The organism is Cohnella sp. SGD-V74, assembly GCF_003001675.1.
Taxonomy (GTDB): Bacteria; Bacillota; Bacilli; order Paenibacillales; family Paenibacillaceae; genus Cohnella.
In genome coordinates, this window is the sequence record NZ_PVYW01000027.1 from 65,126 (window position 1) to 81,264 (window position 16,139).

Consider the following 16,139-nt stretch of genomic DNA (forward strand, 5'->3'; position numbering starts at 1 on the left):
ACAGGAAGGAGAGGGACATGAAAAAGAAACGAACGGCTAAATCTCCGAAGTCGCGCAAGCCGCTGTACTACGTCGACGATCCGAACAAACTCGAGCTGAAATGGCTGGATGACATACAAAAGTCGAAGACGAAGCGGATGGCCGTGCACGGATCGGCCGTTGCCGCGCCGGAGAGTCAAGCGGGCGACAAGCCTAAACGCGACGTTGCCAAAAAGGACGCAGCCGACGTTCCGGCGGCAGCCGGGAATGAAGCGGGCCTGTCGCCGGCGGAAACCGCGTCGACCCCCGAGGAGACGGATGAACTCGTAGCGATCGCGACCGCGCTGCTTCCCGCGATCGAATTGCCGGAATCCGCGTCGCCGCCGGACATCGTGGCGGTCGTCGAATCGCTGCGTTCGGAAAGCGTACAGTCCACGGATGAGCTGGTGGCGATGATGAGCGAGGCGGTATCCCAAGACGACAGTTCCCCGGAGCAAGAGGAGGAAGAGGCCGCAGAGCGGGAAGCTCGGCATGCCAAGCTGGAGGAGAAAAGGATGCCTTCCCGTCCGGCGCCCATCGTCTATACCGACGATGTTGCGGACGAGGCGATTACGGGAGAGAAGCTGGCCCCGTTCGCGGTGAAGGCCATGCATCTGGCTGCCGATACCGTCCATACCGATTCGCTGGCGGACTTCTCCGTCACGGCGATCAAGCTGGCCGACGGTTCGGTCACGTCTTCCAAGCTGGCTTCGGAATCCATTGTCGGGGACCATCTGGCCAAAAACTCCATCTCCGGCCAGAAAATCCGCGATCGGTCGATAACAGGCGAGAAGCTTCGCGACGGAAGCGTCTCGTCGGAGAAATTGGCGGACAGAACGATCAGCTCGGATAAAATCGCCGAAGGATCGATTCAGTCCAAACACTTGAACGTCTCCGTCATCTCTTCGGAATTGCTGCAGGATCAGAGCATCACGTCCGAGAAAATCCGCAGCGGAGCGATCCGCAGCGAGAATCTGGCCAACGAAATCGTAGACACCTCCAAGCTGGCCGAAGGATCGGTGACGACATCGAAGCTGCGCGACGGAGCGGTGACGAAGGATAAAGTGGCAAGGGGAGCGATAGAGTCCCAGCACTTGACCGAGGGACTTATCGTTGCCGATCACGTGGCGCTGGGCGTGCTGCAGGGAAAGCATTTGGCTCCGCGGGCCGTCGCGGCGGAGCATCTCGGGGACGGAACCGTAGGGACAAGGGAATTGGCGGACCGCTCGGTGGCCGGAAGCAAGCTGGCGCTCGCATCCGTTCAATCCGAACATCTTCGGCCGGCAACGGTAAAGGCCGATCATCTCGCGGACGAGGCCGTTAATAGCAAACATCTGCAAGACGAGTCGATTACGGCGTCTAAGCTGGCGGATCAGTCGGTTACGACGTTGAAGCTCGTCGATCAAGCGATAACGTCGACGAAGGTGGCGGACCAGAGCATCGTCTCCGCGAAGATCGGGGACGAGGCCGTGCAGTCGCGGCACATCGCCAAGGGAGCCGTCGTATCCGAGAAGCTGGCCGAGGGGGCGGTAGAAGAGCGCCATCTCGCGGACGACTCGGTGAGCGGCCGCCATCTGGCCGCCCAATCCGTCGGCAGAGTTCATCTTGCCGACGGCGCGGTCGGTTCGGGCGAACTCGCCAAAAACGCCGTTCAAGCCGCCCACGTCTCGGAAGGAGCGATCGGACCAACGCAGCTGGCCGAAGGCGCCGTAACCTCCGACAAGCTGGCTGAGCGTTCCGTGGGCAGCGGGCATCTGTCGTCAGCTTCCGTCAAGACGGAGCATTTGGCCGGGGATAGCGTCACGTCGGAACAGTTGGCGGCGGGAGCGCTGAAGCCGCGTCATTTCGGCCATGAATCGGTGGTCGGCGGCGCGCTGGCCGCGGATTCGGTCGACGGCAGGCATATCCGCGCCGGAGCGGTGGAAGCCGCGCATCTGGCGAACGGTTCGGTAGGCACGTCCTCGCTGCAAATCGAGGCGGTGACGGAGAAGAACATTGCCCCAGGAGCCGTTGGAGAGCGTCAGCTCGGCATTCGGGCCGTATTTTCCCACCACTTGACCGATCACTTGATCACTTCGCTGAAGCTCTCTCCGGAGTGCGTGTCCACAGATAAGCTCGCGGATTTGGCGGTGACGTCGGCCAAACTGGCGGATGACAGCGTCGGCTCCGACAAGCTGACGGAGAACGCGGTGTTCGACAAAGCATTGCAAGACGGAGCCGTAACGGGGCGCTCCCTGGCCGAAGGCGCCGTCGCTTCGAAGCATCTGAAGCCGAAATCCATCAAGCAGTCTCACTTGAGCGAAGGGGCGGTCTCATCCGCGAGCCTGGAGGACGGAGCCGTCACGTCGGATAAAATCTCGCACGGTTCGGTCAAGTCGCCGCATTTGGCCATGGGAACGGTGGAAAGCCGCCATCTGGCGGAGCAAGCCGTTCTGGGCGTTCATTTGGCCGAAAGAAGCATCCGCGAATTCCATTTGAACGACGGTATCGTCGGTCCGGGCAAGCTGGCGGCCAACAGCGTTGACGGAGGCAAAATCGCGTCGGGCTCGGTGAAGGAGCATCATATCCAGGAACAATCGATTTCTTCAGCGCACTTGAAGCGGGAATCGGTCGAGTCGGCGCATATCGGGGCGGGAACGGTCGGCGAGCGGCATTTGGCCGCCGGCAGCGTGCAGGAAGCGGCGATCAAGAACGCCGCCGTTACCGCGGATAAGCTGGCGGACGGCAGCGTGACTTCCAAGAAGCTGGCCCAGCTCAGCGTCGGCATGGAGCATCTTCAGATCGAGAGCGTCAGCGGCAAGCACCTGAAATCCGAGGCTGTGCACGGCTTCCATCTTCGCAAGGGAACGGTGTCCATCTCCCACTTGGCTCCGGATTTGCTCGAATTGGCCAAAAACGGCGAGCGGCGCATCGACGCGGAGAGGCTGGAACCGAACGCCGTCAGCGCCGTGCACATCAAGGATCGGACGATTACGGAAGAGAAGCTGGCGGACGGTTCCGTCACGAGCTTAAAGCTGGCGGACGAAGGCGTGACGGGCGACAAGCTGTCCGCGGGCAGCGTCACAACCGGCAAGCTGGCCAATTCCGCGATTACGTCGGATAAGCTGAGCGACGGCGCGGTGACGACCGAGAAGCTGGCCGGCGGCAGCGTCGGCACTGAGCAGTTGGCGGCAGCCTCTGTAACGGCGGCCGTGCTGGCTGACGGAGCAGTTACCGGCGCGAAATTGACGGACGGAGCGGTAACCGGGGACAAAATGGCTCCGGGAAGCGTGGGCGCGGACCAACTGGCCGACGGCTCGATTACCGGCGAGAAGCTTGCTGACGGCGCAGTCGGAGCGAATCAGCTGGCTTCGGGCTCGGTACAGGCGGATAAGTTGACGTACGGCGCGGTGGGGGCGAGGCAAATTGCGGAAGGAGCGGTCGGCGAATTCGCGCTTGCGGACGGAAGCGTAACGGCCGATAAGGTGCGGGACGGAGCCATTACGGCGGATAAGCTGGCGGACAGCGCGGTAGGGACGAAGCAGCTCGCGCTTGGAGCGGCGACCGCGGCGATACTGGCGGACGGCAGCGTGACGAAGGAGAAGTTGCTTCGAGGGGCCGTGACGACCGAGAAGCTCGCAATCGGCAGCGTCGGAACGGAGCAATTGGCGGTCGGAGCGATCACGGAAGACCTCCTGGCGAGCGAAAGCGTGACGGCGGATAAGCTGGCCGGCGGTGCGGTGACGGCCGATAAGCTGGCTTACGACAGCGTCGGAACGTCGCATTTGTCGGCGGGTGCGGTTACGTCGGACATTCTGGCCGACGGCAGCGTAACGGCCGAGAAGTTGCTCGCCGGCTCGGTAACGACGGATAAGCTGGCCTATGGCAGCGTGGGCACCGGGCAATTGGTCGTCGGCGCGATCACGTCGGATCTTCTTGCGGAAGGAAGCGTGACGGACCGGAAGCTGGCGGACGGCGCGGTGACGGCGGAGAAGTTGGCTTACGGCAGCGTTGGAACGAACAAGTTGGCGGACGGTGCGGTCGTCTCGGAGATTTTGGCCGACGGTGCGGTAACCGGAGAGAAGCTGGCGGAAGGCGCGATTTCGGCGGAGAAATTGGCTTATGGCAGCATAAGCGCGCGTCATCTGGCCGCGGGTTCAGTCGTCACGGATGCGGTGGCAGACGGAAGCATTACGGGCGAGAAGCTTCTGGATGGCATCGTCACGACCGATAAGCTGGCGGGGAGCAGCGTAGGTACGAGTCAACTGGTGCTCAATTCCGTTACGGAAGATATTTTGAGCCCTGGCAGCGTAACGGCCTCCAAGCTGAGAGACGGCGCGGTGACGACCGCGAAGCTGGCGCTTGGCAGCGTTGGAACGGGGCAGCTTGCCGATGGCGCGGTGCAGGCGGGTAAGCTTGCGGAAGGCGTCGTAGGGACTGGGAAGCTGGCAGACGGAGCGGTATCGACGGAGAAGCTGGCTTATGGCAGCGTTGGACCGGAACAGCTCGCAGAAGGTGCGGTGCAGGAGAAGTCGTTGGCCGACGGAGCTGTAGGAAGCGCGAAGCTGGCGGACGGAGCGGTAACGACGGAGAAGCTGGCTTACGGCAGCGTCGGACCGGAACAGCTGGCGGAACGCGCGGTGCAGGAGGAGTCGTTGGCCGAAGGCGCGGTGGGAACCGGGAAGCTGGCGGACGGAGCGGTGACGTCGGAGAAGCTGGCTTACGGCAGCGTTGCGGCCGGACATTTGGCGGCTGGCGCGGTAACGGAAATCCGATTGGCTAACGACAGCGTTACGACGGAGAAGCTGGTCGACGGGGTCGTGACGACGGATAAGCTTGCCGGAGGCAGCGTGGGCACAAGCCAATTGATGGACGGTTCGGTAGCTTCCGAGAAGCTGGGCAAAGGCGCGGTGACGAGCGATAAGCTTGCGGACGGAGCAGTGACGACCGCGAAGCTGGCGCTGGGCAGCGTCGGAACGGAGCAACTGGCCGAAGGCGCGGTGCAGCCGGAGTCGTTGGCCGAAGGAGCTGTAGGAACCGGAAAGCTTGCGGACGGAGCGGTGACGTCGGAGAAGCTGGCTTACGGCAGCGTCGGACCGGAACGGCTTGCGGACGGAGCGGTGACGACGTTGAAGCTGGGACTGGGCGCGGTCACGGTGGAAAACCTGTCTCCGCCGTTGTTCCAATACCTGCAATTTGCGGGAGCGGATATTACGGAGGAGCGGATCGCCTCGGGAGCCGTAACGACGGAGAAGCTGGCGATCGGCGCGATCGGGACGGAGCAATTGGCGGACGGCTCTATCGCGAGCGGGAAGCTTCAGGAAGGCAGCATCGGACCGGAACAGTTGGCGCCGGGAGCCGTGAACGGGGAGAAAATCGCAGCCAGAAGCGTAAGCTCGTCGCACATCATTCCGCGTTCGATTCTTGGTTATCATCTCGGGGAGCAGACGATCACTTCCAGCCACTTCAAGCCGCAATCCGTTACGGATACGCAGCTGGCGGACGGAAGCGTCAGCGAATCGAAGCTCGCTCCGGAAGTGCGCGATTGGCTCTACCAGCTGCAGCAGGCGCACATCACGGCGTCGGAGGCCCCGCTTGATGCTTCTCGCGAGCTTGAAGCGGGCAGCGTGACGAGCGAGCATCTGGCGGATGGCAGCGTGAGTAGGGCTAAGCTAGAGGCGGGCAGTGTGACGAGCGAGCATCTGGCGGATGGCAGCGTGAACGGAGCGAAGCTGGAAGCTGGCAGCGTGACGGGTGAGCATCTGGCGGATGGCAGCGTGAGCGGGGCTAAGCTAGAGGCAGGCAGCGTGACGGGTGAGCATTTGGCAGACGGCAGTGTGAGCGGGGCTAAGCTAGAGGCGGGCAGCGTGACTGGTGAGCATCTGGCGGATGGCAGCGTGAACGGAGCGAAGCTGGAAGCAGGCAGCGTAACAGGCGAGCATCTGGCAGATGGCAGTGTGAGCGGGGCTAAGTTAGAGGCAGGCAGCGTGACGAGTGAGCATCTGGCGGACGGAAGTGTAAGTGGCACGAAGCTGGGAGCAGGCAGCATCGTAAGCGGACATCTGGCTGACGGCAGTGTAAGCAGCGCTAAGCTTGAAGCGGGCAGCGTGACGGGTGAGCATCTGGCGGACGGAAGTGTAAGTGGCACGAAGCTGGAAGCAGGCAGCGTAACAGGCGAGCATCTGGCAGACGGCAGCGTGAGCGGAACAAAGCTGGAAGCGGGAAGCGTAACGAGCGAGCATCTGGCAGATGGCAGCGTGAGCGGAGCGAAGCTGGAAGCAGGCAGTGTGACTGGTGAGCATCTAGCAGATGGTAGTATAAGTGGCACGAAGCTGGAAGCAGGCAGCGTAACAGGCGAGCATCTGGCAGATGGCAGCGTGAGCGGAGCGAAGCTGGAAGCGGGAAGTGTAACGAGCGAGCACCTGTCTGATGGCAGCGTGAGCGGAGCGAAGCTAGAGGCAGGCAGCGTAACAGGCGAGTATCTGGCAGATGGCAGCGTGAGCGGAGCGAAGCTGGAAGCGGGAAGTGTAACGAGCGAGCATCTGGCAGATGGCAGCGTGAGCGGAGCGAAGCTGGAAGCAGGCAGTGTGACTGGTGAGCATCTAGCAGATGGTAGTATAAGTGGCACGAAGCTGGAAGCAGGGAGCATTACGAGTGAGCATCTGGCGGATGGCAGTGTAAGTAGAGCGAAGCTAGAGGCAGGAAGCGTAACGGGCGAGCACCTGGCTGACGGTAGCGTGAACGGAGCGAAGCTGGAAGCGGGAAGCGTGACGGGCGATCATCTGGCGGATGGCAGCGTGAACGGAGCTAAGCTGCAAGCAGGCAGCGTGACGAGCGATCATCTGGCTGATGGTAGCGTGAGCGGAGCGAAGCTGGAAGCAAGCAGTGTAACGGGCGATCATCTGGCGGATGGCAGCGTGAGCGGAGCGAAGCTAGAGGCAGGCAGCGTGACGAGCGAGCATCTGGCTGATGGTAGCGTGAGCGGAGCGAAGCTGGAAGCAAGCAGTGTAACGGGCGATCATCTGGCGGATGGCAGCGTGAGTGGGGCTAAGCTAGAGGCAATCAGCGTAACGAACGAGCACCTGGCGGATGGCAGCGTGAGCGGGGCTAAGCTGGAAGCAGGAAGCGTAACGAGCGAGCACCTGTCTGATGGCAGCGTGAGCGGGGCTAAGCTGGAAGCGGGCAGCGTAACAGGCGAGCACCTGGCGGACGGCAGTGTGAGCGGGGCTAAGCTGGAAGCAGGAAGCGTAACAGGCGAGCATCTGGCCGACGGAACCGTAAGCGGAGCGAAGCTGGAAGCAGGGAGCATAACGAGTGAGCATCTGGCGGACGGCAGCGTAAGCGAAGAGAAGCTTGCTTTCCCTCCCGTGGCAGGTCCTTGGCCAGGAGTGGGCGTGCTGTTCGGCAACCAAACTTATGCCTTCCAAGGCGGAAAAGAATCGCTGCGGTTGATTATACCGTTTCCAATCGCTTTTTCCGATGATTCCTATACGCTTGTAGCGATGTCTGATCATCCGGCTTGCAGTTGCATCCTTGCCGCCAAACGTCCTCATGAAGCGGAACTGATTGTGTTCAGAACGAGATTGGGCCCTGAACCGCAGGGAGCCATTCAGTGGATTGCGCTAGGCCAAAAAGCAAATGCATAGTTTCGAGTCATACCATACGGTCATTTTTCCCACTTTCATCGTTGTGGGGGAAATGACCGTTTTACTTTTTCCTCCGCCAATACGGAGAAATTACAGGACTCTATCGACAAAATTATTCTACTCAAGTAGAATGTAAATATATGATTCTACAGCAGTAGAACAACTGTGAACGAGGTGCATTCATTTGGTTATGAAGTTATTCGATAGCGAACTTAATATTATGGAAATCTTGTGGAGAGATGGCGATACCCCCGCAAAGAGAATTGCAGAAATTACAAAAGAAAAAGTAGGTTGGAGTAAAACAACAACGTATACCATCATCAAGAGATGCCTTGATAAAGGGGTAATCGAGCGGCATGAGCCTAATTTCGTCTGCCATGCGCTTGTTACACGAGAGCAGGCGCAAGAACACGAAACAACGGAATTGATAAATAAATTGTATGATGGCGCCCCCGACAGACTGATTGCTTCATTGTTGGGACAGAAACGACTGTCGACGGAAGAAATCAGCCGCTTAAAACGTCTAATCGATAGTTTGGAATGAGGTGAGGGAATGCCGTTACTTCAAATAAGCATCTCGGCTTCCGTCTTTATTCTTGCGGTTATTTTCTTACGTTCCTTGCTGATTCACAAGCTGCCCAAAATGACCTTTATGTTTCTTTGGGGTGTTGCAGTCATTCAATTGCTTGTACCTGTTTCAGTTCAATCGCAATTTAGCATTTTTACGGCAGCGGAACATGTAAGCAGAATGTTTACATCGCCAAAATTGATTCCCTCGCCAGAAAGTTCAACATCTATTAATGGAACTACGGTCATCATGCCGCCCATTACAGAACATCTGAGCGCGCCGATTGTGCCATTGAAGACGGCTTCACAAATATCGCCCATTGTATGGGTGTGGTTAGTTGGTTTTTTGTTATGTGCTTTATTGTTTATCATTCCGCATTTAAGATATCGCAAAATCTACAAAATGGCTGTGCCTATTAGAAACGATTTTATAAGAAAATGGCAGCATTCAAATTTGTTATGGCGAGATGTTCAAATCAGGCAACTGGATCGTATCTCAACTCCGCTTACCTACGGTATTTTTCGGCCTGTTGTACTCTTGCCGAAAAATTTAGATTATGACGATGAGAAACAACTTGAGCTTGTCCTGACCCACGAATTTACGCACATCAAGCGATTCGACACACTCAAAAAATGGATTCTTGCCGCTAGCGTATGCGTCCATTGGTTCAACCCTTTAGTATGGGTCATGTATATCCTTGCCAACCGCGATATCGAGCTATTCTGCGATGAAACGGTCATACGGAAATTCGGAGAAAAGACGAAAACTACTTATGCCAGGGCACTTGTACGTTTGGAAGAAAAGAAAATCGGTTTGTCGCCGATGATTAGCAGCTTTTCCAAAAGCTCGACCGAAGAAAGGATTATATCGATCATGAAAACCAAGAAAATCACGATCGCCACGATGCTGCTCGCTATTGGGCTTGTAGCCGTCGTCGTTCTCGTCTTCGCGACTTCTGCATGGGACAAAACGGATGTCGACAATCCCATAGCCGAGATAGCCGAACCTTCAGCCGAAGCACTGCCCGCATTATATCAAGGGACCATCACTACCGAAATAGTGCCCGCACTATCTCAAGGCGCCACAAATACAGATTTAATGCCGCACGATTTAACATTCAACAAGAAATATGATGTACCGAAGTTGATAGACAGCCTAATGGCTTCCAAGTATCGTGCAGTTTATATGGACAACGAAATCTATCTTCGTGTCATGATGGATAACACAGTACAGATAAGCAAAGATAACGGCGCGGTTTGGAAAAAATATGATACAGATGAAGTCGATGCAAAAGAATTTGCAAAATGGCTGCTGATCAATGATCCAATTCCGGGCTATTCAATGGAAGAGGTTCAGACTCGCTTGGCCAACGGGGCAGTAGTAAAACATTTGGTGTTTGAAAACGTAAAGGAAATGTATTTCATCATCGACACGAACGGTGTACAGATTGAACTTGTACAGCCTGAAAAAATATCTTCCGTTCTGATCGACGGTCAAAGAATGATGATTACCTCCGCTATATCAGCCCAGATGCTGAAATCATTTTACGACTTGTTAGTGTCGAACAATATACTTTCGGAAACTCATGCCGAACAAGATTATTCGGAAAGAATGAAGGTTCTTGAAAAAAATCTCCCTAACTTTATCGCGATGAAATAAAGGCGGGTTGCTATCCCCTTACGATAGACAGTGAAAAATGAGTTCATGACACCATGAATTCAACACTGTTGAGTGAGGGGATTTTTTTGTCGGTGTCAAGCAAGTGCGGTCAGTTAACGAACCATTGGTCCTTACAAATTGCAACGCCGAATGAAGGGGGCAAATACCATAAGTATGCACGAGTAGGCCAATTGATGAGGCACACGAACTTGTCACACATACTATGTCTTGTATACCCTTGCCCGAACCTGAGGGGGTGAATGGATTGGCGATTCATGGCGGGAGACGCAATTCCCGCATGCGCAAACCGAAATTCGCGGGTAAAGGACGCAAACGGCCGATCCGACATGCGGCTGCCGAACAAGTGAATCTCGACGCTCAAGAACCGATTCATCTGTCGGGAGACCCGTGGCAGGCGCCGAAGGTTTCGGTCATCGTGCCGGTCATGAACGAACGGAGGACGCTGCGCAGGGTAATAAGGGAAGCTTTTCGCGTGCATCCGCATACGGAAGTGATCGTCGTCATCAACGGTTCGACGGACGGTTCCCTGGACATCGCGAGAAGAAGCGGAGCCAAGGTGCTCGTCTACGACCGTCCGCTAGGACACGACGTCGGCAGATCGATCGGCGCAAGAGAAGCAATGGGAGATATTTTGCTGTTCGTCGACGCGGATATGGTTATCCCGGCCGCGAAGCTGAGAGTGTTCGTCGACGCGGTGGCGAGAGGGACGGACGTGGCGCTTAACGATTATTCCGGCCCGGTCGACCTTCCTGTCGTGCACGGCGTCGTCCTGGCCAAACATGCCCTTAACACGCTGCTTGGGCGGCCGGATCTGGCCGGGGCTTCGATGACGGCCATTCCCCATGCGATCAGCCGCCGCGCCTTGTCGGCTTTCGGCTGCTCGGCGCTGTCCGTTCCGCCGCTTGCGCATACGATGGCGATCCGGCACGGGCTTAAAGTGGAACGAGTCGTCCCGGTCAATGTCGGCAAGCTCAACCCTGTGCGGTTAAAAAGGGAACGCACGAACTCTCTGGAGCCGCTCATCGTAGGCGACCATCTGGAAGCCATCCATTGGTGGCTCAGGCATACGGACTTCAGGGGCGGATACGAGGACGGCTTCCGCCAAAGAGGGATGGTGAGATAGCGAGATGAAGAAAAAGCGCCGCTCTACTAAGCGAGCCGTCCGTCCTTCCGCACGCAGGAGAACGGTTCGTCCCTCCCGGAGCAGGAAGCTTCGCCCGAAAACCGGCGCTTCCAAAAGGAGGAAACCGGCCGCGCGCACGGGAACGTACGCCGATTATGCCGCGGGAGCAAACGACGGAACGGCTTGGCGAGGAAGTCAGCCCGGCTCGCCGGAGATGCTTCGCGAAGCCGTTCACGAGAGTTGGAATCGAAGATTCCGGGGCGCCGGCGGGAGAAGAAAAGCGGATTGGCGGCTGACGCTGCAGCGCGGCAAGCATTATGCGGCCGGATTTATGCAAGCATCGGGAGTACGCGCCGCGATCTGCCCGGTCCCCCTGCAGATGAGAGCGTCGGCCGTCGTGTACGCGGGAGAGAATGAGACTGCGCTGTTTCAGACGCTGTCCCAGTTGGAGGTTTTGCCGCTGCACGAGATCGTGATCGTCGCCGGACAACCGACCGAAAGTCTCTTCGCGCTGGCGAGAGGGTTCGGCAATGCGGTCGTCGTCGTTTTGCCGGACCGGGTGGACCCCGATATCGGACGGGCTCTGGGCGCTAAACTAACCGGAGCGGACACGGTGCTGTTCGTCGACGGGGAGCAGCCTGTCGGGGCCGATCAGCTCGCACGTTTCTTATGGGAGTGCGACGGCAAGCTGGACGTCGTCCTGAACGATCTCGGCTCGAGAATGGGAACGTTCCGCCGCCGCAAAGCAATCGAGCGGCTGCACGAGTTTCTGAACGCGAGCTTGAAGAGAGAGGATTTGAAGATCAATTCCCTGTCCGTGCTTCCGTTCGCCTTATCCCGGCAAGCGCTCGACTCGCTTGGCGCAGGCGCGCTGTCCGTGCCGGTTAAGGCGCACGCTCTAGCGATACTGAAGGGACTTCGAGTCGGAACGGGAGGCTTCGTACGAACGGGGACGTTGCCGGATTATGCCGATTCAAGATGGAAGAAAGTTGCCGGCGATCATGCCGAAGCTTGGAGAGAAGCGCTTGGCGTCAGAGGGAATCGGATGCATTTCGCGGATTCGATGCGCAATCGAGGCATATTGGGAGAGTGGGTGACATGACCAAAGCTTCCATTATCATTCCGACGTACAACGGTCTTGATTTGCTGCAGAGATGCGTACAATCGATTCGCCGCTACACCGATCTTCCGTATGAAATCATCGTCGTGGACAACGGGTCCCGGGATGATACGGCGGCCTGGTGTTTGCGGGAAAAGCTGACGCTCGTGTCTCTTCCGCGCAACGAAGGATTTCCCATCGCCTGCAACAAAGGTCTGCGCCTCTCTTCCGGGGATACGATCGTTTTGCTGAACAACGATACGGTCGTGACGCGCAACTGGCTCGCCAATCTGTCGTCGGCTTTGCATAGCTCCGCGGACGTCGGCATCGTCGGCCCCGTTACGAACTATGCCAGCGGCTCGCAGCAGGTGCATTATCCGTTCGAGGATCTGGAAGAGTTTCAGAGAATCGCGGAAGCCGTGAACGTGTCGGATCCGGCGAAGCGGAAGCGGGTCGAACGGATTGTTGGGCTGTGCTTTGTTTTCCGAAGGGAACTGATGGAGAAAATCGGTTTGCTGGACGAAAGATTCTCGCCGGGTCATTACGAGGACGACGATTATTGCTTGCGAGCCAGGCTTCACGGATTCGGCTTGATCGTCTGTCACGACGCATTGATCTATCACGAAGGAAGCGCCAGCTTTAAGAGGGAAGGCTCTTTGGAGCAATCTCTGCTCGTCGAACGAAATTATAAGATGTTTATGGATAAATGGCAGCTTGATCCTCGGGCGTTTGTCTAAAAAAAGGGCTGTCTATGCCCCTTATCATGAGGAGGTATCGCTTTTGAAGGCTGTCATCTTGGCGGGCGGCACGGGAACTCGACTGAAGCCGCTCACCTATTGGACGAACAAACACTTGCTTCCTATAGGCACGTATCCTATGATTTGCCACGGAATTACGAAGCTGAGAGAAGCCGGCATCCGGGATATCGTCATCGTGACGAACCGGTCCGCGCTTGGCAGTTTTGCGGATGTTTTGGGCAGCGGAAGAGATTGGGGCGTATCGATCGTGTATCGGGTCCAGGAAGAAGCCGGAGGAATCGCGCAGGCTTTGGAATTGGCTCGGCCGGTCATGAACGGCAAGGATAAATTCGTCGTGCTGCTCGGAGACAATCTGTTCGAAGAAAGCCTCAAACCTTATTGCGACCAGTATGCCAGGCAGTCCGAAGGTGCAATGGTGCTGTTGAAAAAGGTCGACGACCCGCGCAGGTACGGAGTTCCGTTGTTGGATGAGGAAAGCGGACGGATCGTGACGATCGAAGAGAAGCCCGAACAGCCGAAGTCTGATTTTTGCGTAACCGGGCTCTACTTCTACGATACGGAAGTATTCGAGCTGATTGACGGAGTCAAGCCTTCCCGCAGAGGGGAATTGGAAATTACCGACGTGAACAACGCTTATGCCGCGACCGGCAAGCTGACCTATCGGGAACTGACCGGCTGGTGGACGGATGCGGGCACGTTCGAGTCTTTGGAAGAAGCGGGAAGGAGATTAAAGGGGGCGATTTCATGATTCAGCCAAGCTTGCGCAAGCCGGTTAAGCCGGCGGCCGTCCCTCCCGCGCCCAAAGCTGAGAAGCCGCGTCCCCCGGCGAAGCCGGCGTCCAAGCCGAAAGCCGTCAAGTCGATTGCGGCGGCCAAGCCGGGCAAGGGTTCTTCCAAAAAAGGCGTCCGAAAGCTTGCGGGAGGGAAAGGAAAAGCGATCTCTCGCAGAAGGCGTCTCGTCAGAAAACGCAGAACGCCCCTCGTTCCCAAACCTCAGCTGGAGCAGTCGGGCGAAGGGACCCAAGAGTTGAAGCGCAGCTACGAGCAAGGATTTCAGGAGGGGATGATCGAAGGCGGCGAGCGCATGCTGCAGGAGCATCTGCCGTCGGATATGATTATCCCGGACATTACGGCCAGAGAAGCGATCTCCGCCGGAATCGAATCGCTCAGGAAGCGGGGCGTTCCTCTGCTGGACAGCTCAGCGGTCTACGAGGAGCTGGAAGCGGCGCTTAGAGAGAAGCGGTCTTACGCTTTCATTCGCCTCGGAGACGGGGAATTGCTGACGTTGGCGCAGGAAAAAGTTCTCTCTCTGGAGGAAGTCCGGCGAGCGGGAGACTTTCTCCCTTATGCGGGCGTGACGATTCCGAATTTGCAGGCGCGCGACGAGCTGGCGGAGTGCATCAAGGTGGCTACGCTGATCGGAGTGCCGATGTCGCGTCATCCTCATTTTCAACCGTTGCTGTTCGCCGTTCTGCGCGCCCATGGCATCGATTACCGCAAGCTTCGCTACACGACGTCCACGATGAATTATACGATGGAGGAGCAAGGCTTGCTGCTCCGGCTGTTCCGGGGACGCAAAATTCTGATCATCGGGGACGTGGCGCTGCAGCTTCGGCAGGCGCTTGTCGACAAAGGGCTGGAAGTGGTCGGAGCGGTAACCCCGGTTAACGGCTACGCCGACGTTCCTCGGGTCGTGGCCGAGGCGATGCAGTACGATTACGATATCGCTCTCGTAGCCGCCGGCATTCCCGCGATTCCGATAGCGGTCCATCTGGCGGGAATGGGGGGCAAGGTGACGTTCGATTTCGGACATCTGGCCGATCGAATGGCCGGACTTGCTCAACCCGAAAGGCAATAGGAGCAGGAGGTGAGAGGAATGGCCGCGACGAAAAACAAGGTCAAACGGGCTGGGCGGCGCAGGCCTTCTCGTACCGGATCGAAAGTTGCCGGAGGAAGGTCCCGCCGGCAGCGCGAAACCCGGCAAATCCGCCACCGCGAAGGATTCGGGGACGGATACCGGGAAGGCGTGCAGTCGGGACTGCAAAGCTATCCGATTCTATTCGAAGGAACAAGCATCGTCATCCCGACTTATAATCAATTAAACATGGTGAAACAGTGCATTGAGAGCATTTTCGACAATACGGATCTGCCCTATGAGATCATTGTCGTGGACAACGCATCGACCGACGGGACGGCTGCTTACTTGCGGGATCTGGGCGGACAGGTCCGGTTCCGGGTGCTGGAAAAAAACCTCGGTTTCGCAGGTGCGATCAACGTCGGAATGATGATGTCGAAGGGCGGCACGATCGTGCTGCTGAACAACGATACGCTGGTGACGGAGAACTGGCTCGACAACCTGCTGGCGTGCTTGAACAGCGACGAATCGATCGGCATGGTCGGCCCGATGACGAACTATATCAGCGGCGAGCAGAAGATCGACGTCCCTTATACGGATATTGCCGATATGCCCGCTTTTGCCAGGGAATACAACCAGTCGAATCCTTCAAAATGGCGCAGAATGGATCGTCTGACCGGGTTCTGCCTGCTGTTCAGGCGCGAACTGTTCGAAGCGATCGGCTACTTCGACGAAGGGTTCGAAATCGGCAACTTCGAGGATGACGACTACAATATTCGGGTACGGTTAATGGGAAAAAGCCTCGTTATGGCGCAGGATACGTTTATTCATCATTTCGGGAGCGTCAGCATGAAGGCGCTGGGGGACCGGTTCCAGGAGGTCAACGATCGCAACCAGCAGTACTTCATGGACAAATGGCGCAACCCGTACGAATGGATTCAGCAGGTTCGCAGTCAACCCGCTCTAACGCAAGGAGTTCCGCTTCATTCGGCTTCTTTCTTCCCCGAGAGAATCGTCGTACAAGGGATCGGTGCGAATTACTACTGGATCGAGCAGGGACAGAGACGTTTGGTGGAAGGCTCGATTACGTTTCCTGTCGTCAGACTGTCGCAGATCGATCTGAAGCGCTGGCCTCTTGGCGACCCGATCTCCGTTCAGGAAGTGGAAGCGCGCTGGCGGGGACTGGACGGGGCATCCGGATGGGAATCCGGCGTCGCGCAGCTGGAGGACGGGACGTTGTTCTATGCGGAGAGCGGCAAAGCGCGGAGAATCGTCAGCGCGGCGGTGATGAGGTCTTGGCAGCTGCATCTTAAACCGTCGCGGACGATCTCGGTAGAGCAGTTGGCGGAAGCGGAGGAAGGGCTGCCGATTATCGCTCCCCCTGCACTGAAGCAAGTGCTGTAAGGGAAGGAGC

Annotated in this window: 9 protein-coding genes; all 9 read left to right on the forward strand. The window is 57.5% G+C overall.

Annotated features, from left to right (window positions below):
* The first annotated feature begins 17 nt into the window (after nt 1–17).
* The 9 genes from B0G52_RS30865 (at nt 18) to B0G52_RS30905 (ending at nt 16,129) form a co-directional block, all read left to right on the forward strand.
* Nucleotides 18–7,643 (forward strand): WIAG-tail domain, encoded by a 7,626-nt coding sequence (locus B0G52_RS30865; protein ID WP_143762677.1) that lies wholly within the window; start codon nt 18–20, stop codon nt 7,641–7,643.
* Nucleotides 7,644–7,833: 190 nt separating this feature from the next.
* Nucleotides 7,834–8,187 carry a BlaI/MecI/CopY family transcriptional regulator gene (locus B0G52_RS30870; protein ID WP_233163228.1) on the forward strand — a complete coding sequence of 118 codons (354 nt, stop codon included), beginning with the start codon at nt 7,834–7,836 and terminating at the stop codon, nt 8,185–8,187.
* 9 nt (nt 8,188–8,196) lie between these two features.
* On the forward strand, nt 8,197–9,870 hold the full coding sequence (locus tag B0G52_RS30875) for a M56 family metallopeptidase (RefSeq protein ID WP_094050278.1): 1,674 nt from the start codon (nt 8,197–8,199) through the stop codon (nt 9,868–9,870).
* A 298-nt stretch (nt 9,871–10,168) separates the two neighbouring features.
* Nucleotides 10,169–11,014, forward strand: a complete 846-nt coding sequence (locus tag B0G52_RS30880; protein ID WP_094050330.1) for a glycosyltransferase family 2 protein — start codon at nt 10,169–10,171, stop codon at nt 11,012–11,014.
* A 4-nt stretch (nt 11,015–11,018) separates the two neighbouring features.
* Nucleotides 11,019–12,116, forward strand: coding sequence for a hypothetical protein (locus B0G52_RS30885; RefSeq protein ID WP_094050279.1), 1,098 nt, complete (start codon nt 11,019–11,021; stop codon nt 12,114–12,116).
* Entirely contained in the window at nt 12,113–12,850 is a 738-nt protein-coding gene (locus tag B0G52_RS30890; RefSeq protein ID WP_094050280.1) for a glycosyltransferase family 2 protein, read from the forward strand. The genes B0G52_RS30885 and B0G52_RS30890 overlap by 4 nt, the downstream gene beginning before the upstream one ends.
* A 43-nt stretch (nt 12,851–12,893) precedes the next feature.
* Nucleotides 12,894–13,619, forward strand: coding sequence for a sugar phosphate nucleotidyltransferase (locus tag B0G52_RS30895; protein ID WP_094050281.1), 726 nt, complete (start codon nt 12,894–12,896; stop codon nt 13,617–13,619).
* The gene (locus B0G52_RS30900; RefSeq protein ID WP_094050282.1) at nt 13,616–14,728 is read left to right on the forward strand and encodes a GT-D fold domain-containing protein; all 1,113 of its coding nucleotides are present in this window, start codon (nt 13,616–13,618) and stop codon (nt 14,726–14,728) included. Before B0G52_RS30895 ends, B0G52_RS30900 begins: the two co-directional genes overlap by 4 nt.
* 18 nt (nt 14,729–14,746) lie before the next feature.
* Nucleotides 14,747–16,129, forward strand: a complete 1,383-nt coding sequence (locus B0G52_RS30905; protein WP_094050283.1) for a glycosyltransferase family 2 protein — start codon at nt 14,747–14,749, stop codon at nt 16,127–16,129.
* Nucleotides 16,130–16,139 lie beyond the last annotated feature (10 nt).